The 22102-nt window shown below is 45.8% G+C and carries 24 protein-coding genes; 4 read left to right on the top strand and 20 right to left on the bottom strand.

All coding sequences use genetic code 11. The annotated features are described in order from the left end of the window. The first annotated feature begins 2 nt into the window (after window positions 1-2). Window positions 3-722 carry a hypothetical protein gene (locus ACESPU_RS13970; RefSeq protein WP_118413702.1) on the top strand — a complete coding sequence of 240 codons (720 nt, stop codon included), beginning with the start codon at window positions 3-5 and terminating at the stop codon, window positions 720-722. A 52-nt stretch (window positions 723-774) separates the two neighbouring features. Here ACESPU_RS13970 and ACESPU_RS13965 read toward each other — a convergent pair whose 3' ends face one another. From ACESPU_RS13965 to ACESPU_RS13940, 6 genes are all read right to left on the bottom strand, one after another. Then, entirely contained in the window at window positions 775-1107 is a 333-nt protein-coding gene (locus ACESPU_RS13965; protein WP_008997282.1) for a helix-turn-helix domain-containing protein, read from the bottom strand. A 130-nt stretch (window positions 1108-1237) separates the two neighbouring features. Continuing rightward, on the bottom strand, window positions 1238-1657 hold the full coding sequence (locus tag ACESPU_RS13960) for an RteC domain-containing protein (protein ID WP_008770715.1): 420 nt from the start codon (window positions 1655-1657) through the stop codon (window positions 1238-1240). Continuing rightward, on the bottom strand, window positions 1611-1850 hold the full coding sequence (locus tag ACESPU_RS13955; RefSeq protein WP_004315356.1) for a hypothetical protein: 240 nt from the start codon (window positions 1848-1850) through the stop codon (window positions 1611-1613). Before ACESPU_RS13955 ends, ACESPU_RS13960 begins: the two co-directional genes overlap by 47 nt. Before the next feature lie 31 nt (window positions 1851-1881). Next, complete coding sequence (locus tag ACESPU_RS13950) at window positions 1882-2814, bottom strand: YafY family protein (protein WP_004315355.1); 933 nt, start codon at window positions 2812-2814, stop codon at window positions 1882-1884. Continuing rightward, window positions 2811-3437 (bottom strand): Type 1 glutamine amidotransferase-like domain-containing protein, encoded by a 627-nt coding sequence (locus ACESPU_RS13945; RefSeq protein WP_004315354.1) that lies wholly within the window; start codon window positions 3435-3437, stop codon window positions 2811-2813. The genes ACESPU_RS13950 and ACESPU_RS13945 overlap by 4 nt, the downstream gene beginning before the upstream one ends. Window positions 3438-3561: 124 nt before the next feature. Continuing rightward, a complete protein-coding gene (locus tag ACESPU_RS13940) occupies window positions 3562-3756 on the bottom strand; it encodes a DUF6597 domain-containing transcriptional factor (protein WP_049702064.1) in 195 nt (64 codons plus the stop codon). Between the two features lie 874 nt (window positions 3757-4630). On the opposite strand from ACESPU_RS13940, the gene ACESPU_RS13935 reads away from it, so the two are divergent. After that, complete coding sequence (locus tag ACESPU_RS13935) at window positions 4631-5911, top strand: DUF2262 domain-containing protein (protein ID WP_373133455.1); 1281 nt, start codon at window positions 4631-4633, stop codon at window positions 5909-5911. A gap of 45 nt (window positions 5912-5956) precedes the next feature. On the opposite strand, the gene ACESPU_RS13930 is transcribed toward ACESPU_RS13935, so the two are convergent. Then, window positions 5957-6460, bottom strand: coding sequence for a methylated-DNA--[protein]-cysteine S-methyltransferase (locus ACESPU_RS13930; protein ID WP_373133453.1), 504 nt, complete (start codon window positions 6458-6460; stop codon window positions 5957-5959). Window positions 6461-6617: 157 nt separating this feature from the next. Between ACESPU_RS13930 and ACESPU_RS13925 the strand changes: the two genes are divergently transcribed. Further along, window positions 6618-7100 (top strand): ferritin, encoded by a 483-nt coding sequence (locus tag ACESPU_RS13925; RefSeq protein ID WP_005861772.1) that lies wholly within the window; start codon window positions 6618-6620, stop codon window positions 7098-7100. Between the two features lie 118 nt (window positions 7101-7218). Next, entirely contained in the window at window positions 7219-7659 is a 441-nt protein-coding gene (locus ACESPU_RS13920) for a DUF695 domain-containing protein (RefSeq protein WP_373133451.1), read from the top strand. 1002 nt (window positions 7660-8661) lie between these two features. Here the strand turns inward: ACESPU_RS13920 and thrC are convergent. From thrC to atpD, 13 genes are all read right to left on the bottom strand, one after another. After that, complete coding sequence (gene thrC / locus ACESPU_RS13915) at window positions 8662-9975, bottom strand: threonine synthase (RefSeq protein ID WP_195284043.1); 1314 nt, start codon at window positions 9973-9975, stop codon at window positions 8662-8664. A gap of 3 nt (window positions 9976-9978) precedes the next feature. Then, complete coding sequence (locus ACESPU_RS13910; RefSeq protein WP_121961641.1) at window positions 9979-11187, bottom strand: cofactor-independent phosphoglycerate mutase; 1209 nt, start codon at window positions 11185-11187, stop codon at window positions 9979-9981. A gap of 2 nt (window positions 11188-11189) precedes the next feature. Further along, complete coding sequence (gene thrA / locus ACESPU_RS13905) at window positions 11190-13631, bottom strand: bifunctional aspartate kinase/homoserine dehydrogenase I (protein ID WP_005861780.1); 2442 nt, start codon at window positions 13629-13631, stop codon at window positions 11190-11192. A 282-nt stretch (window positions 13632-13913) separates the two neighbouring features. Next, window positions 13914-14879 (bottom strand): DMT family transporter, encoded by a 966-nt coding sequence (locus ACESPU_RS13900; RefSeq protein WP_005861782.1) that lies wholly within the window; start codon window positions 14877-14879, stop codon window positions 13914-13916. A gap of 155 nt (window positions 14880-15034) precedes the next feature. Further along, window positions 15035-15898 carry a F0F1 ATP synthase subunit gamma gene (locus tag ACESPU_RS13895; protein WP_005865919.1) on the bottom strand — a complete coding sequence of 288 codons (864 nt, stop codon included), beginning with the start codon at window positions 15896-15898 and terminating at the stop codon, window positions 15035-15037. Next, window positions 15886-17463 (bottom strand): F0F1 ATP synthase subunit alpha, encoded by a 1578-nt coding sequence (gene atpA / locus ACESPU_RS13890; protein ID WP_005861786.1) that lies wholly within the window; start codon window positions 17461-17463, stop codon window positions 15886-15888. Before atpA ends, ACESPU_RS13895 begins: the two co-directional genes overlap by 13 nt. A 12-nt stretch (window positions 17464-17475) precedes the next feature. After that, the gene (locus tag ACESPU_RS13885) at window positions 17476-18018 is read right to left on the bottom strand and encodes a F0F1 ATP synthase subunit delta (protein WP_005865923.1); all 543 of its coding nucleotides are present in this window, start codon (window positions 18016-18018) and stop codon (window positions 17476-17478) included. A gap of 3 nt (window positions 18019-18021) precedes the next feature. Continuing rightward, window positions 18022-18522: a F0F1 ATP synthase subunit B gene (atpF, locus tag ACESPU_RS13880; RefSeq protein ID WP_005861790.1), complete on the bottom strand. Its 501-nt coding sequence runs from the start codon at window positions 18520-18522 to the stop codon at window positions 18022-18024. Between the two features lie 14 nt (window positions 18523-18536). After that, window positions 18537-18791, bottom strand: coding sequence for an ATP synthase F0 subunit C (atpE, locus tag ACESPU_RS13875; protein ID WP_005861792.1), 255 nt, complete (start codon window positions 18789-18791; stop codon window positions 18537-18539). Window positions 18792-18853: 62 nt separating this feature from the next. Next, window positions 18854-19903, bottom strand: coding sequence for a F0F1 ATP synthase subunit A (gene atpB, locus ACESPU_RS13870; protein ID WP_158533042.1), 1050 nt, complete (start codon window positions 19901-19903; stop codon window positions 18854-18856). Then, window positions 19881-20312: a hypothetical protein gene (locus ACESPU_RS13865; protein WP_008774073.1), complete on the bottom strand. Its 432-nt coding sequence runs from the start codon at window positions 20310-20312 to the stop codon at window positions 19881-19883. Before ACESPU_RS13865 ends, atpB begins: the two co-directional genes overlap by 23 nt. 12 nt (window positions 20313-20324) lie before the next feature. After that, window positions 20325-20558, bottom strand: a complete 234-nt coding sequence (atpC, locus tag ACESPU_RS13860) for an ATP synthase F1 subunit epsilon (protein ID WP_005861798.1) — start codon at window positions 20556-20558, stop codon at window positions 20325-20327. Window positions 20559-20563: 5 nt separating this feature from the next. Beyond that, on the bottom strand, window positions 20564-22081 hold the full coding sequence (gene atpD / locus ACESPU_RS13855) for a F0F1 ATP synthase subunit beta (RefSeq protein WP_008774072.1): 1518 nt from the start codon (window positions 22079-22081) through the stop codon (window positions 20564-20566). Window positions 22082-22102 lie beyond the last annotated feature (21 nt).

The raw sequence follows: 22102 nt of genomic DNA, 5'->3' as shown, positions 1-22102 counted from the left end.
ACATGGAAGATAATTTGATTTTAGAGGGGCTTCTCTCTATGGTTACGGAACTGAAAGAGAAGCAGGAAGCACAGGCAACGCCAGCCAGTCGGGAGGAAACTCTCGAACGGCTGGGAGCAATCGAACAAGCGTTGTCGGAACTGCACAGTAATTCGGCTGTTCCCGAAGAAAAGTTGCGGGTTATTCAAAGCCAACTTGACGACATAAGGAGCAGGATGCAAGGTCAGCAGAAGAACATAGAGGACACCAAGAAAATAACATTGGAAACCTACCGTTGTTTCAAGGTAATGATTGATACTTTGGGCTCTTGCAAGACGGATAAAGAGGAAGCTACGCCCTTACCGTTCTATCAACGGATTTACAACAAGGTCGCTTTTTGGATTCGTCCGGGATTGTTTGTTTTTTCGGCAGTGCTGGTCGTCTGTTCCGTTTCCATATTCTTGAATGTCCGTTTGGCTGAACGTATGCAGCAGTTGCAGGACAACGATATGAAATACCGCTATTTGCTGATGCAAGGACAGGCAGACGGGGAAACTTTTGATATGCTGGAAAACAAGTTCAAGTGGCAACGGGATAACGGTTTTATCCGAAGTTTGACCGATTCAGTGATGGATTTTGAATATCGCATCCAAAAGCAGGCGGAAGCACTGGAACGTGCAAGGCTGTTGAATGAGCAAGCCGAACAGCTAAAGAAAGAAGCCGATAAGTTGGGTAAGCCATAAACGGGGAAAGTCGGAACAGATGAAGTACATTCACCGTTCCGGCTTTTCAGATTCACTTCTTTTTCTTCGTACAGTGTTCTTTCTCGAACTGGCGTAGCGTGGTGACGCTGAACCGTTCTTTAATAAACTCCCGGACATCGGAAGCCTTGTAATACACTTTTCCGCTGATAGTGAAGTAAGGCAGCGCACCGATAGCCCGGTAGCGTTGCAGAGTTTTGATACTTACTTTGAATAATAAACACAAGTCTTGATTATCCAATAGGTTGTCATCTTCGGGTAGTACCTTGTCCGCATTGCGTAGTACCCGTACATCCTTGCAGAGTTCTTCCAGCTTGGCGTACAGCTTCTGCATCCATACGCTGAAATCGTCATTGTCTATATACATGATTGCTTCATTTTTCTGATTATACATTCTTGTCTGTCAATCAATTGATGAAGCAAAGTTCAGAAAATAGGCGCAAAGAAATTACGGGGGAACTAATGGAATCCCCTATAAATAAATCATAAGTCACTGATTATCTATATCCTTTCTTGTCATGTTCCTTTTTGATAAGTTCTACCAATCCATTAAGAAACCCGGTCAGTTTGCCCGGCTTTCGTTTTATCACGTCCTCATGTTTTTGGTAACAGTCGCCTATCTTGATGTTGAACAGCCATTCAAAGGCTTTCGCCAAGTCCACCAAGTAGGCGGGCTTGCCGTTCTGATACACGATGTTTTTGGAGAGGAACAGACCGCTTACCATTTCCATGATGTTGATAAGGGTTGTCTTGTCTGCGAGATAGAGAGGGGAAAGGGGCTGTTTGTTGATACGTTGCTGTAGCTGTTCCGGGTATTTGATGCGCCACTCGATAAGGCGTATTTCAGTGTTCAAAAGTCCTATCGCTTCATCAATTAGATGCAGATGGGGCATTTTTTTCTTGCTCAAACCGTACACGATACGATTTAAGACGGTGCAAACCAAAGGAAAAATAACGTAGTAAAACGTTGTAATCCTGCTCATTGATACTAAAATTGGCTACATGGGTCGCCAATTCTTCGATAGCTTCTGCAAATTCAGATGCAGACACTTTACGTTGTGAGCATTCCGACAATAAGCGGAAAAATCTTTGGTCGAATATTTTTTTCATTGAGTCGATTAAAAATACTATTTGACAGCAATCAAATAGAAATGTTATTGATAATATTTTTAACTTCATATTTTAAAGAATCTGGTCTTATTATAGTTGCACTATCTGCAAAAGACAGATACCAATGTGCAAACTTACTGATTGAAAATGTTAGAAAATGAAGTTCAAACATATCCCCTATCTCTTTCTCAGATGTTAATCCGTAATAATATTTATCATCATTCATTATGGAGGTTTTATTCTTTTCTATTCTTATAACGATTTCATGTAATTTTTCTTTATCATAAAACTCGCGTATGAATTTTTCCAAAGGAGGATGCTCCCGTGATTGTAATTCATTAAGAATGTGCATTTTTTGAATTCTATCTATCCGAAATGTAAGATAGATTTCTTTGGGAAGATAAAAGCCTATTAGATACCAGTTAGTTCTCGAAAAGAAAATTCCAACAGCTTCAATCTTTCGTTCTGAAACACTTAACGCATTACTTCCCAAATAAGATATTTCAATAATTCTTTTTTGGTATATACTTTGTAAAATAAGTAAAAGAATATCAGGTTTATAGGTAGATGATTTATAAGTATCCAATACAGACATGCACTTTTCCATTGTTTCTAACATATTTTTGTCTGCAAAACGCATGACAGACCTAATCTTTTCTATTCCAGACTTATAATGTTCGTTGCTATTTGAATCAGTTAGTTCATGTACTAATTTCTCTGCAATCAAAAAGGACAAAGCCTCTTTTTGAGTAAACATTAGAGGAGATAATTTGAATCCTTCTGCAAGTGAATAACCAATACCGGGATTTCCTATGATAGGAATGCCTGCCTCTTCCAATGTTCTTATATCTCGATATACAGTGCGAATGCTTATATTAAAACGTTCTGAAATTTGCTGTGCTTTCACTAACGAGTGCGATTGTAACTGAATCAATATAGCAGAAATACGGTCTATTCTATTCATTTTGCATCTTTAATTTGAATATTTGAATCTTCAATAATAACAGCTTGTTTATTACTTATAGGAATAAGCTGCAACTTCTCATTATATAGTTGAACTATCTTTTCACCTTTTTTCTTGAATGGAAAATTTCCATAATGGGGAATCGTATAAAAATCGACCAAATCTAAAGAAGTACAGTCTTTCAATTCAGGAGCCTTTTCTATTGGATCAAAATTCACACTTCTCATATATTCTGCATCGGGAGAGGCTATTATTGCTCCGGCAGATTCCCCAATATACAGTTTACCCAATTTCACTTGTTTAGATATAATTTTATCAACACCTTTTCTTTTTAACTCTTGCAAAAGGAAAAATGTATTTCCACCTGTTATGTAGATATAATCGCATTTATGTAATATAGAAGATATTTCCTCTTTGGGCAGTTGGGTAATCTCGACTTCTTCAACAATCATTCCTGCTTCTTCTAAAGCCTTTTTCCCCTTTTTTACATAGAATCGTATTGGTTCTGTAAGGCTTGCAGTTGGTATAAAAGCTATAATTTTCCCTTGCAAATCTTCTTTGGCACAATCGACAAATAGATTAGCAACATCAGCAAATGATGAGCATAAAAATAATCTTTTCATATTCTATAATATTAAGTTGAATACTTTTTGATACAAAGATAGCGTCTTCTATGACAGCCCTATGTCAGTAAGTCTAAATATTGAAGAGTTTTTTCATCAAAACAATCCATTATTGAAATTTACCCTATTTGTAATGTGGCTGCGTTCCCTTATGAAAAGAAGAAATAATTTTGTTCCCTTTATGAAAAACAAGTGCTACACAACCTGCCGGGATAGAACGTTGAAAGCCTTGCTTTACATCATCTATCCTTAAAAACCAATATTGCTTTATATAAGGAGCGAGCAATTTGGTAGGTTGTATTACTTGAATTTTCTCCATTCTGTTTTAATTATCAAACAAAAGTAAGATTTCTTAGATAGATATTAGGTGTAAAAAAGGGACATTCTAATTAAAACATCCAAATATCTGTTGCCTAAATCATTCAAAGTTCTCTGCATTGGAAGATATGTCATAGATAAGTTGAAAAAGTTATTATAAACACAAGTTTAGTTTGTGTTTTTGTCTATATATCCAAAACGGACTAAACTAATTTCTATTGACAGCAAATTATATATGCTGGCGAAAAGAAAAACAGTATTCTTCTTTTCGCCAGTTTTGCTTTTATGGTTAGAGAGCTTTTGTTACCTTTGCACATGAAGCCCACCGCAAAGCGATTTCTTCGTTTTTTTGTTACTATTTTGTTACCCACTATTAGTAATAGGTGGGCTTTTGCTTTGATAATCAGAGTTATATTATGCTATATGTATAATATGTGGCAAAATATTTTCAATAGCTATCAGCTGTGGAAAAAGAGGAAAAATGAGCTAGAATAATAAATGCGACCCGGAAAAAGGCGGCACACCGAAATAACGATGGAGCCGCCTCATTAACTTTCTTTCCTATCCTCTTATCAGTAAATTGAAGCAAATCCCAAATATGAAATAAGCTATATAGCAGAAAACGGAAACACCTAGAGAAACAAGCAGTTGTTTCATGAAAGACTCTCTGTAATATGATAACAACAATCGCCCCATGGGATATGAATTGTTGATTTGGGTAAAACGTGGTGAATTACATGGAACAGCGTTCGTTACGCTTTGAAGCTATAACCATCATATATTTATCTTAATTGCAGGATATACGTTTACGGGGAAAACTTATTGGCTCAAAGGTGATCAAGTTGTCTATTTCAGTATAATAATTATTCATACTTATGGAAAAGGAACAAACGGATGAAAATAGTTGGGAATTTCATCTGACAGATAAGATCGCCCATCTTTCCAAAATGACCTTGGAAATGCATACGGAGTTTTGGCTTAGTACACTCCAGACATGGTTTCGTGGCTATCAAACACCCGAAGAGTATAAAGCGACGATTTGGGGGAGGGAGGTAGACCTATGCATCTCCATCGCTCCCTTGGAGACACCGACCGAGAAATTACCTATCATTGAAGAGAAATCGGCAAAAGGTAAGAATGAGCTGCTTCCCCCGGAACAGCAAGCCTACGTAGACGAACTCAAAAAGAAGATAAAAGCTCTCAAAAAACTCCTGCCGCCTAAGGTGGACGAGGCGTTAGAGCAACGCTATTTGGATTACATGAACGCCGAGAGGATTAAGGTAATCATTCAAGACTGCACCAAGATATGGAGCAACCCGGATTTGCCCGTTGAAGAAAAAATCAGTCAGCTAATTCCTTATAAAATTGAATTATATGACCTTGTGCGTAATGTCCAACTGCCGGATGATTTGATGCGTGCGGATACGAATATTTCAATTACAATGGCCACCATTCAATTCTTTGCACAAAGCGTAGAGAAAAATGCAAAGAAAAACAAAATAAAAACACCCAAGCAGGTACGTCAATTAGTGAAATTTACCAATGACATCATTACTCGCATGGATGAGGGTCAGAATAAGCTAAACGGCGTTGAGCGAGATATGACTAAGGAAGAGTCTAAAGCCTATGATGCTTATCTTGATATAAAGATTGGAGCAAGGTCTGCCCTTCACTCGTTTGAAAAACGATTGGAGTTATACGAGCGACTTTGGGAAATGCCCTCGGTCTCTACCGGTACTAAAATTGAATGTTTGAATGAGGCTATCAAACTTATCCGGAAGCAATATGATAAAAACTTGGAGCCACGTTGTCCGCACGAATCCCTTATCCGGAAACATCTGAAAGCTATTAGTGGCTATATGAATAGGCTGGAAGAGGAAGGGGAAGCGATATGGCAATTGCGCATGGCCGACGAATTGCTCCCGACAGCAAACGCATGGCGGGAAGATTGTGAACTTCCGGCATTGTCCAGAGAGGAGTTTGCCCTCCAAGTAGAATTGCAATCTGTTCATATAGAGACCAAGGAGAAAGAAGACGGCTCCATCCATTACGAACTGGAGCTTTTTTTCCAAGACACGGAAGACACTTTCGCCGGCCACTTCCTATATGCTGATATTGAGGACCATGAGGTGAAGGAGATAACGTTAATGGGATAGTTACATTCTATGTTTGTCCACAAGGATTTGCAAGGTAAAGTCTCTTTACGATACTTTTGGGACCCGTTCGATTGTAAGCAGGCTCCTTTTTTTGTCGATACCTCCGGCGTATCCGGTTAGGCTGCCATCGCTGCCTACGACACGGTGGCAGGGGATGATGATACTGATCGGGTTATGGCCTACCGCTCCTCCGATCGCTTGCGTAGACATGCTCGGGATACCTTTTTGCCGGGCGATTTCGCCGGCGAGCTCCTTGTAGGTTACGACTTCGCCATAAGGTATTTTGCTCAATAAGTCCCATACCGCAAGTCGGAAAGGCGTATCCTCCAGATGGATAGGAGGGGTGAAGCTGGGAATCTTACCCATGAAATAGCTATCCAGCCACTCTTTGGCTTGCTCGAATATCGGCAGTTCTCTTTCTTGGTGTTCCGCCGATAAAGTGGCGGCAAAATATTTTTGCCCGTCGAACCATAATCCTGTCAGGTGGTCGCCATCGCTGGCTAGGGTTATTTCTCCCAAGGGAGATCGATATTTGTCGGTGTATTGCATGATGTTTATCAAATAAGGGCGTAAGTTAGAAAAATTTTCGAAAGTAGCCAATATCTAAGGGCGGAAATGAGATAAGGAATCCTACTTTTATTTATATTTGCATAGTGAAATTTCGTGAACGGATAATACTTCAACATTTTTAAACAATGATAAAATTATGATCTTAAGTAGAAATTTATCAGAGGCGTTCAATGCCCAAGTTAATGCGGAGATGTGGTCTTCGAATTTGTATTTGTCAATGTCCGTGTATTTCCAGAAAGCAGGGTTGAACGGTTTCGCCCATTGGATGAAGAAACAAGCGGCTGAGGAATTGGAGCATGCTCATAAGTTGATCGATTACGCCTTGGATCGTGGCGGCGATATTACGATCGGCCAGATCAACGTGGTTCCGACAGGCTGGGGAAATCCGTTGGAGGTATTCGAGCATGTTTACAAACACGAGTGCTATGTATCAGAGTTGATCGACAAATTGGTTGATATCGCCGAGGCTGATAAGGATCATGCTTCCCGTGATTTCTTGTTCTGGTTCGTACGCGAGCAAGTAGAGGAAGAATCTACGGCTAAAGAGATCGTGGATCAATTGAAGAATTATGGGGAATGCCATTACGCCATTATGGATCATAGATTAGGAAAGAGATAATAAATTTCCGTCGAGAAATATAAAAAGGCTGTATCTTCACCGGACGCAGCCTTTTTTGTCGTATTTTTACCCGGTAAAGTCAGTAAGGAATACTTATAGATAAATAGAAAATATAAATATGAGATTAAGCGATGTATGGTTTACGGCTCTCTCGGAAAACGAGTCAGGGCAAATGATTACCGTTTACGGGCGGGACGAGTTGAATGAGTTTACCGAATCCGGTAAGTTCAAGGAACGTGTCGAGATCACTTGGAAATACGAGGGAGATGGGAGAGGCCTTCCTAGCGATGACCTTGGCGAGAAAATGGAGGCCGTGGAGGAAGCGCTTCGTAAGGCGATGGAAAAGAAAGACAAGCTGGCTATCCTAACGGGTGCCTATACCGGAGGAGGAGAGAAGGTCTGGGTGTTTTACACACGTACCGTGCGTGTATTCGGCGAACGCTTGAATGAGGCCTTGGCTCCTTTCGAGTTACTGCCCATCTCTATTTATACCGAGATGGATCCGGATTGGGAAGAATATAAGGATATGTATGAGATGAAAGAGTGGGCGGTGGATTGAGATCCTGTGCTTCGAGTTTGGCGTGAAAGGTATCTTTTTGATTGAAATACCTTCTTTTTCACGACACGGCTCTCTGGCTATAAAAGCCAACGAGCGTAAGCGGGGAGTGCGAACAAGCTGCCACAACCGCTTTTTAACATGATAAGCGTCGCTTTTTAACGAATATATACGTATCAACCTACACATATGGCTGTATCAACTCACACATATAGCAGTGTCAACCCACACATATAGTCGCGTCAAGCTACACATATAGTGGCGTAAGCCTACACATATATAGGCATCGGCCCTCAGATGCGGTAGCGTTGGGCATTATTACCGCCTAACGACCGTAAAACATGAACTAGGGTGAATTATTTCGGCTGGAACGAAAGGCCGTTTTTCAGCAAACAGCTATCAAACAGAGAATTGCTGTTTTTTTCTCTCGAATTTGGAAGCGAGACGCACTTGGGTACGGAATAATCGATTCTCCGGGACTTCAGATTACAAGTTGTCAAAAAGACAAATGGGCCACTTGTATCTATAGTTCCTCTGCCATTTCCCGATAACCATCGGGGGAGAGACGGTTAATGTATATTAAGACTGTCACTCATCTTTTCATCAAGATGGATGAAAATCTCGGTGGATGTGCTTTCTATGTTGACGATATTAAAATACGTAAGAACTGCACTTGGTAGTACTTTCTGAGCTAATGTATAAAGTTTATTCGTTTCCATAGAGCAAAGGTAGAGATTTTAAATAGATGAAAATAATTATCCCCACCAATTATCAACTGATCCTATAAAAACTCTATTTCTCCAATAATTATACATTTGGCTTATAATTAATCGAATTTAACAACATGACTTTTCGGAAGAAAAGCTTGCTTACGGAATTTCTTTTTGAAATTCTCGCCTGTTTTTGTATGTCCTAGGTGATAAAAATGGAAGGTGTGGCAAATATCGATAATATCAATTTGCTACACCTTCCATTTTATATCAATTACGAAAACTATTCTTCTTTTTACCGGCTCATCAAGAAAGATTTGAATCCCTCGAAATCTTTTGCCAGCTCGATGCTTTGCTTGGTTCCTTCCATGAAGGCTTTCAGTTTCGCCGGGATCTCGATATCTGCCTCCAGTATCTTATCGACCGTTCCTTTGAATTTGGCGGGATGGGCGGTCTCAAGGAATAGACCCGTCTCGGTCTCGCTTAGATCGCTGTCTAGTAATCCTTGGTAGCCACAGGCTCCGTGCGGGTCAAGGATATATCCCGTCTCTTTATAGACGGCTCGCATCGTAGAGGCGATTTCCTCGTCCGTATAGCGATGTCCGGAGATCAGTGCGCATATTTCTTTATGAGGATCATTGAATGCGCCGAATAGGTCGATGATACGGGCGAAATTACTCGGATCGCCTACATCCATGGCGTTCGCTAGGGTGGCGACTGATGGGCGGGGTGTATAAGTTCCTGTATTCAGGTATTCCAAGAATACGTCGTTACGGTTGTTTGCCGCTACGAAACGCTTGATAGGGAGCCCCATCCAATAGGCGAACAATCCGGCGGTGATGTTTCCGAAATTACCACTCGGCACGCAAACAACCAGCTCGTCCGCTTTTCCCAGCTTGTCCAGCTGAGCGTAAGCGTTGAAATAGTAGAACGATTGGGGCAAGAAACGGGCTACGTTGATGGAGTTCGCCGAGGTCAGTTTCATATGACGGTTTAATTCCTCGTCCATAAAGGCGGATTTAACCAGCGCTTGGCAATCGTCGAACGTGCCGTCTATCTCCAATGCCGTGATGTTCTGTCCTAATGTCGTGAACTGGCATTCCTGTATCGGGCTGACCTTTCCCTTGGGATAAAGCACATACACGTGAATGCCCGGAACGCCTAGGAATCCGTTGGCGACGGCGCTTCCCGTATCGCCGGAAGTAGCTACCAATACGTTTACTTGCTTCAATCCCTCTTTCTTTATGAAATAACCGAGCAGACGAGCCATGAAGCGCCCTCCTACATCCTTAAAGGCCAATGTAGGCCCGTGAAATAACTCTAAGCTATAGATATTACCCTTTACGGGTACCACCGGGGTCTCGAAGGAGAGCGTATCTTTTACGATACTGTCCAATACCTCCGGCTCGATGTCTTCCCCGAAGAACATCTGAGCTACTGTGCAGGCGATCTCGTGGAAGGACTGGTTCTTCATGTTGGCTATCACCTCCTCGTCCAAGGAGTCGATATACTCGGGCATATATAATCCCTTATCGCCGGCCAGACCTTTTACGACGGCCTCTTCTAGGCTGGCTACAGGGGCTTGTTTGTTTGTGCTGTAATATTTCATGCTCTAATCGTTTAGAAATTCTTTTATAAATTGATCTTTTTCCAGTATGCCATATTTGCCGTTTGATACGGAGAACTCATCAAATGTGGTAACGGAGTCGGGTTGCTCGCCCGGCTTGTAAATCAGGAATGGAACCGGGGTATTCGTATGCGTACGTATGGAGCAAGGAGTGGGGTGGTCCGGAAGGATAGCGATTGCTACCGGCTCGTCCCATTTTTGCGTTTCCTCGTAGATGATACGTACGGCACGGTTGTCCAGATACTCTATCGTCTTGATCTTTAGGTCTACGTCTCCTTCATGCCCGGCCTCGTCGCTTGCCTCGATATGCAGGTAGACGAAGTCGTTTGTCTTGAGGGCCTCAAGGGCGGCGTGCGCTTTTCCCTCGTAGTTCGTGTCGTATAATCCGGTAGCTCCCTCTACGTGAAGCACCTCGAGGCCGGCGTAAACGCCGATTCCCCGGATGAGATCGACGGCGGAGATCACGGAGCCTTTCCCGAAGCCATACATCTCCCGCATCGTTCGCATGGCCGGACGGTAGCCCGGAGACCAAGGCCAGATACTGTTCGCCGGATCTTTCCCCGCTGCCATACGTTTGAGGTTCACCGGGTGATCCTTTAAGATCTCTTGGGACTTGAGGATTAATTCGTTTAATAAATCGGCGGTCTCTCGTGCTTCCGGAACTTCCGGTTTTATCATTAAAGGCCGGAAAGGATGGAGGGGTACGTCGTGTGGTGGCGTGCAATCCAGACGCTTATCGCCTCCTTTGATTACCAATAGGTGGCGGTAGGAGACACCCGTATAGAACTTGACACGGTCGGAGCCTAATCGCTCGTTCAGGCATTGGATCAACTCGTCCGCTTCCTCCGTGGAGATATGGCCGGAAGAGTGATTCTTCAAGATGTCGCCTTCTACGCAGATTAAGTTACAACGCATCACCATCTCGCCGGGTTGCAGGGCGACGCCTATACTGGCGGCTTCCAATACACCCCGTCCCTCGTATACGGAGGGCAGGTCATAGCCTAATACCGCCATGTTCGCGACCTCGCTACCGGGATGGAAACCATCCGCTACGGTTTTCATCTGCCCGGTTACTCCCAGTTCCGCCAATTTATCCATATAAGGAGTCTTGGCGTATTGCATCGGGGTCTTGCCTCCCAGAGCCTCTATCGGCTCGTCGGCCATTCCATCGCCTAAAATGATAATGTGCTTCATACCTATCGAATATTAGCAATGGATATGATGTCGGCGAATACGCCTGCGGCTGTCACGTCGGCTCCGGCACCATATCCCTTGATGATCATTGGATATTCATGATATCTCTCGGTGGAGATCATGATAATATTGTTGCTGCCCTCCAGTTCATAGAACGGATGGTGGCTGTCTACGGCTTGTAGGCCTACCTCGCAAGCGCCGTTCTCCATCTTCGCTACGAAACGGAAGCGTTTGCCTTCCGCTTCCAGTAGCTGGCGTTTCTCCTCGAAACCGGCATCTGTATCCTTGATATTCTTCCAGAAGTCCTCAAGGGAACCCTCGAAGTACTTTTCCGGGATGAACAGGTTCCGTTTTACGTCGGCTTGCTCCACCGGATAACCGGCCTCACGGGCCAAGATAACCAGCTTACGGATTACGTCTTTGCCGCTAAGGTCGATACGTGGGTCCGGCTCGGCGTATCCGGCTTCCTTTGCCATATGGATCGCCTCGCTGAAAGGAATATCGGCGCTGATCGTATTAAAGATATAATTCAGCGTACCGGAAAGTACGGCCTCCAGTTTCAATATATGGTCGCCGCTATTGATCAAATCGTTCATCGTATTGATGATCGGGAGGCCGGCGCCTACGTTCGTCTCGAACAAGAACTTGATGTCTCGGTGGCGGGCGGTCTCCTTGAGCTTGGTATAATTATCGTAGGAGGAGGAGGCCGCTTCTTTATTAGCCGCCACGACGGATACGTTATTGTTCATCAACGTCTCGTAAAGAGCCGCCACGTCCGGGCTTGCCGTGCAATCCACGAATACGGAGTTGAAGATATTCATCTTTACGATCTCTTCGCACAGATGCTCCGGGTTGCTCTCTTCCCCGTTCTCCTTCAGCTCCTCCAGATAATTGTCGAGGTTGATCCCTTCCCGGCATAAAAGGGCTTTCTTGGAGTTTGAGATACCTACAACATTCAGCTTCAAACCGTTTTGCCGCATCAGTTTCGGTTGCTGGATGCGTATCTGTTCCAATAAATTGCCGCCTACGGTTCCTACACCGGCGATGAAAAGGTTCAATACCTTATATTCGGATAGGAAAAAAGAGTCATGAATGGAGTTCAACGCCTTGCGAAGGTATTTATGCTTGATAACAAAAGAGATATTCGTCTCGGAAGCGCCTTGGGCGCAAGCGATCACGCTGATGCCCGCACGTCCCAGCGTACCAAACAGCTTCCCGGCGATACCCGGGGTACGTTTCATGTTCTCGCCTACGATAGCGACGGTAGCCAGATCCTTCTCCGCTACGGTATCGTTCATATCACCCTGCGCACGTTCCAAGGCGAACTCGTCGTTCAATACTTGTACGGCCAAATCAGCGTCGGCGTTACGTACGGCGAAAGTCGTGTTGTTCTCGGAGCTGGCCTGCGATACCATGAATACGCTGATGCCATTCTTGGCGAGCGTCTTAAAGATCCGGTAGTTCACGCCGATCACGCCCACCATACCTAAACCTTGTACCGTGATCAAGCAGGTATCGTTGATGGAGGAGATACCCTTGATGATGGCCTTGCCTTCCTCTTTCACCCGCTCTTTCGAGATATAGGTTCCGGGAGCGGTCGGGTTGAAGGTATTCAAGATACGGATCGGGATATTCTTATGATAAACCGGATAGATCGTCGGCGGATAGATTACTTTCGCCCCGAAGTTACACAACTCCATCGCCTCCGTGAAAGTAAGCCGGTCGATTACGTAGGCGGAGCTGATCACACGGGGATCAGCGGTCATGAAACCATCCACGTCCGTCCATATCTCCAAGGTGTTAGCGTCTAAGGCGGTCGCCAAGATGGAGGCGGTATAATCCGATCCCCCTCGTCCGAGGTTCGTAACCTCTCCGGTTTCCGTGCTGGAAGAGATGAATCCGGGCACCAAGGAAACCTTGGGCAGCGGCGAGAAGGTCTCTTTTATGAGCTTGTTGGTCAAGTCGAAATCCACGATATGCTTGTTGAATTGCTTGACTGTCTTGATATATTTGCGTGAGTCGAACAACTTAGCGTCCTTGATCACGTTCGAGACGATCAGGGAAGATAGGCGCTCGCCATAGCTTACGATCGTATCGGATGTCTTGGCGGATAAATCGTTAATCAAATAAACACCTTTGAAAATATTGCTCAATTCATCCAGTAAAGCCATCACTTTCTTCTGGACATCCATGCGTACCTCCTTGTCCTCTATCACTCCCTCGATCACGTCCAGATGGCGGGCGATGATCTCCGATAATTCTTTCTCGTAGGCAAGGTCGCCTTTAGAAGCCATGGTAGAAGTGGCCAGTAATTTATCGGTGATGCCCCCTAAGGCGGAGACAACCACGATTACGGGCTCTTCGATAGCCTCTACTATTTTCTTTACACTTAAGATACTATTCACGGAACCTACGGATGTTCCGCCGAATTTTAATACTTTCATCGATATGTATTTTTAATGGTTCATCGAGGATTGACAATCAAAAAAAGGCTTTTTCATGATTAGCAACCGACAATAACCGATTGATTAAACTTATTTATGTAAAAGGAGAAATAAAAAAGGATGCAATACGAGATTGCGACATAGCGTGACGTGGTCTACGCGAATGCTTATTAATAGATTCTAACCCCCCAAGGGGTCATCAATGCCCATGTATAATATGAGGACTCTACACTCATCATTGATTTTGTATGCTACTTATTCTTTTATATTATGGGGGCAATATTACGCATTATTTTTCATATTGCAAGCGTTTTTGCTAAAAGATTGACTATTTTGTTGTTCAAGGTCCGCCCGGCTCTTGCTTTGGGTCACTAAATAGACGCCGGAGAAAACAAGTGCGGCCGATACTAGTTTCGTTACGCTAAAACTATCCTGACCGATGAATACGGCGATAAAGGAAGCTACGATCGGTTGGATATAATTGTACATGCTGACGGTAGTCGGGCGGATTCGCTTTAAGGCCAGCGGTATTAATAAATAGGGTACGAACGTGGCCCCGAATAGCACGAAGAAAATGGCTCCCAGCTCTTGGCCGTCGAAGACCTCTTTATGGAAAGCCGGGGTATTCCAGATGGACTCGATAGCGAAAGGCAGGGTAATCAGCGTGGAGAACAGGAACATCCATTTCATCATCGTGACGGATGAGTACTTGAGTGTTAGTGGCTTGGATACTACCAAATAGATCGAGTACATGAATCCGCTAACCGTAATCAAGAGGTTTCCCCCTAGACTGCTCGCTTGATTGGAACCTTGCGTGGATTGTAGTATTAAGGAGATCGCCCCGCATATACCAAGCAGTACCCCGAACGTTTTCATCCGTGTGATAGGTTCCTTTAGGATCAGGGCCGCCAAGATCATGACAAAGATGGGGACGGCGGTCGCTATGATGGAAGCGTCTACCGGCGACGTGGTATTCAATCCCCAGATAAACAGCCCTTGGTTCAAGCCTACTCCGCAAAGGGCGCAAAGGCATAGAAGTCCCAAGTCCTTCAACGGCACTTTCTCATAGGGAACGAATAGGGAGGTGATCCAGAACATCACGCAAGCGAAGCTCATCCGCATACTGGTTAACGCCTCGGGTTGCACATGCTCGGGGAGTAGATATTTGGATACGGGCATATTAATGGCGAACAGGATGTTGGCCGCTAAAATAAGGAGATGCCCTTTTAGCTTTTCTTGATTCATCATGAGTACGATCCTAGATTGGTATAATATAATGTATATAGGCTTATGTTTTGGTGAGCAAAGGTCTTACTTTTTTTTGTAAATAAGAAATGATCCGTTAGTAAAGTGTTTTACATACGGATCATTGTCTGTTTAGTCAAGGATGCATCCCGTTTTTATTACGATGAAACGGCCGCTCCTCCCATGATATCCAGCAATTCGTTGGTGATGGCTTGCTGGCGGGTTTTATTATATTGCAAAGTTAATTGTTGGATTAAATCGTTCGCATTGTCGTTGGCGGTCTGCATAGCCATCATACGGGCGGCGTGCTCGGCGGTCGAGGTGTCGAGTAGGATCGTATAGATGGTTAGGTTCAGCAATTTCGGGAAAAGCCGGTTACGCAACTCTTCCGCCGAGGGCTCAAGGATGTAGTCGGTGGCCGTTTCCGCCGCTTCCGTATCCGAGAGGGAAAGGGGAAGATACGTCTTGTGGGTTACGACTTGTGTCGCCATGTTCTTGAAATGGTGATACAGTAATTCCACCCGGTCCGCTTTACCCGTGACGAACAGCTCCATGAGACGGTTCGCCAAGGATACGGCGCTTTCATAAGACGGCTTTTCGCCGATCGTGACGAAATCAGTGTCGAAGCTATACCCCGCTTTATGAAGCTCATCCGCTATTTTCTTGCCGATAGGGTAGAGGCCTACCTCTATTTGCTGGTTCTTATAAGTCTGGATCGTGGCGGATAACTCTTTCCATATATTGGCATTGAATGTCCCGCATAAACCCGTGCTCGAGGCGAATACGGCGATAGCCACCTTGCTCACCTTACGCTGTTCGGTGTAAGGTGAGTCTAGGTCGCATTCCGCCGAAAGAAGACCGTTTAAGATAGCGGATAGTTTATTAGCATATGTAAGTGTGTGCTCGGTTTGCGTCTGGGCATGATGAAACTTGGCCGACGATACCATTTTCATGGCGGCGGTGATCTTCTGCGTACTCCGTATAGAGGCGATCCGGACTTTTATTTCTTTCAATGAACCCATAGCTCCTTCGCTGTTTTTTCCAATATGCCTCGTATCTCATCATTGATAACGCCGGTCTTTAAGACATCCAGTACGTCCCGTTGATGAGAAGTCCGTAATTCTTGCAAGAACCTTGCCTCGAACTCATGCACCTTGTCCAATGGAACCTCTTTCAGCAGACCTTGCGTTCCGCAATAAAGGATCGAGATTTGCTCTTCCACCGGCATCGGGCTATATTGAGGCTGTATCAGTAACTGGGTATTCTTCTGCCCCTTATCGATCGTGAAAGCGGTGACGGCATCCATCTCGCCCCCGAACTTGGAAAATGATTCCAATTCACGGAACTGAGCCTGATCGATTTTCAAGGTACCCGCTACCTTTTTCATCGCCTTTAATTGTGCGTTACCGCCTACACGGGAAACGGAGATTCCGACATTGATAGCCGGGCGGTTCCCTTGGTTGAATAAATCGGTCTCAAGGAATATCTGTCCGTCGGTGATAGAGATCACGTTGGTCGGGATATAAGCCGATACGTCTCCCGCCTGAGTCTCGATGATCGGTAAAGCGGTCAAGGAGCCACCGCCTTTCACCTTGTCTCTCATGCTTTCGGGGAGATCGTTCATCTCACGGGCTACCTCCGGCTGGTTGATGATCTTGGCGGCACGTTCCAATAGGCGGGAGTGCAGGTAAAAGATATCACCCGGGTACGCCTCACGCCCGGAAGGGCGGCGAAGGATTAAGGAAACCTCACGGTAGGCGACCGCTTGCTTGGACAGATCGTCGTAGACCACCAAGGCGTGTCGTCCGCTATCCCGGAAGTACTCTCCGATGGCCGCTCCGGCGAACGGGGCGAAATATTGCATGGCTGCCGGGTCGGAGGCGGTCGCACTTACGACAATCGTATAGTCCATGGCGCCTTTCTCTTGCAAGGTGTTCACCAAGGCCGCTACCGTGGAACCCTTTTGCCCGATCGCCACGTAAATACAGTAAACCGGGTTCCCTGCCTCGTAGTTGCTACGTTGGTTGATGATGGTATCGATAGCGATCGAGGTCTTTCCCGTCTGCCGGTCGCCGATGATCAACTCACGTTGTCCCCTTCCGATAGGGATCATAGCGTCTACGGCCTTGATACCGGTTTGCAAAGGCTCGTTTACCGGCTGACGGAAGATCACGCCCGGAGCCTTGCGCTCAAGCGGCATCTCGCAAGTCTCGCCAAGGATCTCGCCTTTCCCGTCGATCGGGTTTCCCAACGGATCGATCACACGTCCGATCATCCCCTCGCTGACATCGATAGAGGCGATACGGCCCGTGCGTTTTACGGTGTCGCCCTCCTTGATTTGGTCGGTCGGACCTAAAAGGACGGCGCCTACATTATCTTCCTCCAAGTTCATCACGATCGCTTCCATCCCGTTATCGAATTGAAGCAACTCGTTCGCCTCCGCATTATCCAGCCCGTAGATGCGGGCCACGCCGTCACTCACCTGCAATACGGTCCCGACCTCCTCCAGCTTGATGCTGGTATGGATTCCTTCCAATTGCTGGCGCAGGATGGAGGAGACTTCACTCACTTTTATCTGTTCTGTCATACTTCTTCTTTTTTATCTGTTTTCGAGTAGCCCGGTACGGATATCCCGTAGTTGCGTCGCATAGCTGGCGTCTATCCGGTAATTGCCGATGCGTAGGCGGAAGCCCCCGATTAGTTCCGGTTCCACGTGGCCGGAGAACTCGATCGTGCATCCCGTCTCTTTCCGCAGCTTGTCTTGCAGGTGAGACTTGACCGCATCGTCTACCGTTACGGCTGTGTCGAATCGTACCCGGGTAATCTTCTTCTCTTTCCGGTACAAATGGATATAAATGTATGCGATGAAGGGCAGTAGTGTCTCCCGTTTATGGGCTAATACCAGATTGATAAAACGTGTATATAGCTCGCATACCTCGATACCCCCCGCCGCCGTAAGCAATTTCACTTTCTCCGGTACGGAAACGATCGGGTTGCTCAAGGCACCCCTAAGCTCCGGCTCCATCGAGAAGCTGTCCGCCAACATCTTCATATCATCATATACCCGGCTTTCCTGTCCCTTGTCTTTCGCTAGGGAGAAAAGCGCCTTGGCATACCGGGAAGAAATAGTTCCTATATCCATACCTTACGATTTACTAAACGATACCTCATCCAGCAGCCGGTCGATCATCTGTTGTTGTTCCTTATCCCGGCCGATTTTCTCTTTCATTACTTTCTCTGCGATAGCGATAGACAGATCCGCTATCTCCGAGCGGACTTCGCGAATAGCTTTCTCTTTTTCTTCGCGGATACGCCGGGTAGCCTCCTCTATCTGCAGATGTGCCTCGGAGACGGCCTTTTTACGTGCCTCCTCGATGATCCGCTCCTTTTCGGCAAAGGCTTCCTTCAGGACGGCGTTTTGCTTTTCCTTGGCCTCGGCTAGCATCTTCTCGCCCTCGGCTTGGATATGGGCAAGTCGCTCATTCGCCTGACGTGCCGTCTCTAAGGAATTGTCAATGTAAGCTTTCCGTTGTTCGATTGCCTTGACGATCACGGGAAAACCGTATTTGGAAAGGATCACGAAGACAATCCCGAATGAAACGATCATCCAGAATAGAAGCCCTGAATCCGGTGTTAATAAAGACATAGTTTGTTACTTTTTTATTGGAACAACGCTAAGAAACATACGACAATAGCGAACAATGCCACACCTTCTACCAACGCTCCCATAATCAACATCGAGGTACGGATCTCTCCTGCGGCCGACGGCTGGCGTCCAATAGCTTCAACGGCACCTTTACCGATCAATCCGATTCCGATACCTGCACCTATGGCGGCGAATCCCGCTCCTATAGTGGCTCCCATCTTCGCTACGCCCATCCCGGCTGCCGCTTGTAATAAAATAGTCGATAACATAGTGTTTAATTTTAAATTAGTAACCTTAATAATATAATTCTAATACCTTAATTTCTTTGGATTTATTCCCTTACCTTGGCCAATCCGATATAGTTGGCCGACAGCAGGGTGAAAATATAAGCTTGCAAGCAAGCCACTAACAATTCCAGACAGTTCATGAACGCACAGAACAAGACGGATACGATCGTCATACCGAAATTCACGGCTACTCCCATGGTTGCCGTTATGAATATCAAACAGGTTAGCGCCAAGATAATCGTATGGCCCGCCATGATGTTGGCGAACAGACGGATCATCAACGCGAACGGCTTGGTGAATACCCCGAAGAACTCCACGAACGGCATGATCGGCAAGGGCAGTTTCAAGTAGATCGGCGCTTTGGGCCAAAAGATCTCTTTCCAGTACGCTTTCGTGGCGAACAGGTTGACCGCTATAAACGTACAAAGTGCCAATACGCCTGTTACCGCTATATTTCCCGTAATATTAGCGCCTCCCGGGAAAATAGGTATGATTCCGATCAGGTTGTTGATCAAGATAAAGAAAAATACCGTCAGCAAATAGGACGAGAACGGCTTATATTCTTTTCCGATCGCCTCTTTGATCACCCCGTCTTGTATGTAGGAGATGGCCATTTCCATCAATCCGATAAATCCGCCCGGCGCCTCGTTCGGGTGCTTTTTATACCAATGGGCGGTTCGGAGAACGATGAAAAGCAAGAGACCGCAACTGAGGAACAGTCCGCAAACATTCTTGGTCAATGAGAAATCCATCGGGCGAACCTCTTCTCCGGCACTGTTCTTCTCAACAACCTTTCCCGCATGCTCACCTTCCCCGGCGATATAATAATTGTGATGCGTCCGGCCTTGATGTAGATGGGATGACAGGAATAAATCCCATCCTCTTTCCTCGCTTTTTACCAAGATAGGCAGGGGAATTGCGATCTCTTGTCCGTTCCATTCCGTGATATGCCATGTATAGGCGTCTTGAATGTGGGAGAAGACGATATCCTGCACGTCTATCTCGCCGGACGCCGCTTTTGCCGGGGCGAGAAAGCTGAGCCACATCCAGAAAGCGATCCATATGTATTTGTTATCTTTGATTGTACTCATCATCCTTTTCCCTTTTCTCTCTTTTCATTCTTTTCTTTTCAAACAGATATAAAATGTAAGTCTCCAGTCCGAGGTAAATGAAATAGAATAACATCAACGTGAAACCAAATGTCTTTAATTGTTGCCCGACAAACGCCGCGTACATCCATAAGAAGACGAAAGCGAGCGTGAACTTACACAACCGGACTAGCATGTACATGGTTACGGTCACATCTCCGTTTTTCCTTTTTACCCGGTCTAGGAAGAAAGTCATCGCCATGGCCATGACCCAGTAAAAGAAGGGAATGGACGGATACCACGAGAAATAGTGTTCCGGCCAGATGGTATATAATAAACCACCCAATGAAACGCCTATTGCCACGTTGATAAACGTGATCAAACCCATTAACCTCATTTTTAATCTGCCATTCATTGTCGTATGTTTTTATTCGACGCAAACGGATAGGATGTCGTCTTTTACCTCTACGAATCCGCTTTGTATCGTTTGTTCTTGTCTTTTGCCGTTTGCCTCGAACCGGATCGTACCCGCCTTCAACGCTGCTATCAATGGGGCGTGATGAGGCAAGATATCGAATGAACCGGCAACTCCCGGGAATGAGACAGATTCGGTCTCGCCTTCGAAAAGAATGCCGTCCGGTGATACAATTTCCAGTTTCATATCGATTAATTTGCTTGTTCTTTCAGCTGCTTGGCCTTCTCCAAGACATCCTCGATGGTTCCTACGTTTAAGAATGCCTGTTCGGGTATGTCATCCGTTTCCCCGTCCATGATCATCTTGAATCCCCGGATCGTATCCTCTATAGAGACCATGACACCGGGTACGCCAGTGAATTGTTCCGCCACGGAGAAGGGCTGGGACAGAAAACGTTGTACACGGCGGGCCCGGTTGACCGTTAGCCTGTCCTCGTCGGAAAGTTCTTCCATACCGAGGATGGATATGATATCTTGAAGTTCCTTGTTCCGTTGCAGGATTTGTTTTACCCGTTGCGCTGTGTCGTAATGCTCCTTGCCTACGATCAGCGGATCAAGGATGCGGGAGGTGGATTCCAGCGGGTCTACGGCCGGATAGATACCGAGTTCCGTGATCTTGCGGCTGAGGACGGTTGTTGCGTCCAAGTGCGTAAAGGTAGTCGCCGGAGCCGGGTCCGTCAAGTCATCGGCAGGAACATACACCGCCTGTACGGAGGTGATGGAGCCCTTCTTGGTTGAAGTGATACGCTCTTGCATAGCTCCCATTTCCGTGGCCAATGTCGGTTGGTAACCTACGGCGGAAGGCATACGCCCCAGCAAGGCGGAAACCTCGGAACCGGCTTGGGTGAAACGGAAGATATTATCGATGAAGAATAATATATCTTTTCTTTCTCCCTCAGAGGCTTTGTCACGGAAGGATTCGGCGATCGTCAAACCGGATAAGGCTACGGACGAGCGGGCGCCCGGCGGTTCGTTCATCTGCCCGAATACCAAGGTAGCTTGAGACTTAGCCAATTCATCGTAATCGATCTTCGACAAGTCCCAGTTGCCTGCCTCCATACTCTTCTTAAACTCCTCGCCGTATCGGATGACACCGGATTGGATCATTTCACGCAATAGGTCATTTCCTTCACGTGTACGTTCACCCACACCGGCGAAGACGGAGAATCCGTTGTTTTTCTTTGCGATGTTGTTGATCAATTCCATGATCAATACCGTTTTGCCCACTCCGGCTCCTCCGAAAAGTCCGATCTTACCTCCTTTGGCGTAAGGTTCCAATAAATCGATTACTTTAATACCCGTGTACAGGACCTCTTGGGTCGTTGTCAGATCCTCGAATTTAGGAGGCTCACGATGGATGGGAAGAGCCCCGTCTTTAGTAAGCTGGGCCATGCCGTCGATAGGGTCGCCTGTGACATTCATTAAACGTCCTTTGACTTGGTCGCCGGTCGGCATGGTGATGGGCATTCCGTATGACATGGCCTCCATGCCTCGTCTCAATCCGTCGGTCGTATCCATCGCTACGGTACGGACGGTGTTTTCCCCGATGTGTTGCTGAACTTCGACGATCAAGATCTTTCCGTTCGGGCGGGAAATCTCCATGGCGTCGTGGATACGGGGGAGGGTTACTGTTTCTTCTGTCCCATAATCAAAGTGGATATCCACTACCGGGCCGATAACCTGTGAGATATAGCCTTTTATTTCTCCCATAAAGCCTATTTGTTATTTATC

Source organism: Parabacteroides sp. 20_3 (genome assembly GCF_964238835.1).
Lineage (GTDB): Bacteria > Bacteroidota > Bacteroidia > Bacteroidales > Tannerellaceae > Parabacteroides > Parabacteroides distasonis.
The sequence above is the reverse complement of the archived record's forward strand: the minus strand, read 5'-3'. Positions and strand labels throughout refer to the sequence as shown.